Source organism: Leucobacter sp. M11, assembly GCF_035726885.1.
GTDB lineage: Bacteria > Actinomycetota > Actinomycetes > Actinomycetales > Microbacteriaceae > JAPFRB01.
This window is the reverse complement of record NZ_JAPFRB010000005.1, coordinates 98350-98907: the sequence shown is the minus strand read 5'-3', so window position 1 is coordinate 98907 and position 558 is coordinate 98350. Positions and strand designations below refer to the sequence as shown.

1 protein-coding gene is annotated in these 558 nt (G+C 75.4%); it reads left to right on the top strand.

Annotation, left to right across the window (positions count from 1 at the left end; all coding sequences use genetic code 11):
- The coding region (locus OOT08_RS15760) for an SDR family NAD(P)-dependent oxidoreductase (protein ID WP_325093787.1) at window positions 1-553 on the top strand (553 nt) is incomplete at its 5' end.
- Window positions 554-558 lie beyond the last annotated feature (5 nt).

The window sequence follows — 558 nt, the reverse complement described above, 5'->3', positions numbered from 1 at the left end:
CCCGGTCGACATCACCGACGCGGAGTCCCTCAGCGCGTTCTTTGGCACGGCCGCGGCGCTCGGGCCGCTCGGCGGCATCGTCGCCAACGCCGGGGCCGTCCGCGCCGTGGGCCCCCTCGAGACCCTGAGCGTCGCGGACATCCGCCACGACCTCGACGTGAACCTGCTCGGGGCGGTGCTCACCGCCCGCGCCGCGATCCCCCACTTCCGAAGCCGCGGGGGCAGCCTCGTCTTCGTCGGCTCCGCGGCGGCCACGCTCGGCAGCCCGAACAGCTACGTGCACTACGCGGCGGCGAAGGCCGGGGTCGCCGCGCTGAGCCTCGGCCTGTCGAAGGAGCTCGCCCCGCACGGGATTCGCGTGAACTGCGTCGAGCCCGGCACCACCTGGACCGATTTTCACCTCGACCCGGAGCGACCCGCACGGGTCGCGGAGACCGTGCCGCTGGGCCGCGCGGGCGACGCCCCCGAGATCGCCGCCGCGGTGTCCTGGTTCCTCTCCCCCGAGGCGTCCTACGCCACCGGGGCGACCCTCCGGGTCGCCGGCGGGCTCTGAGCGAC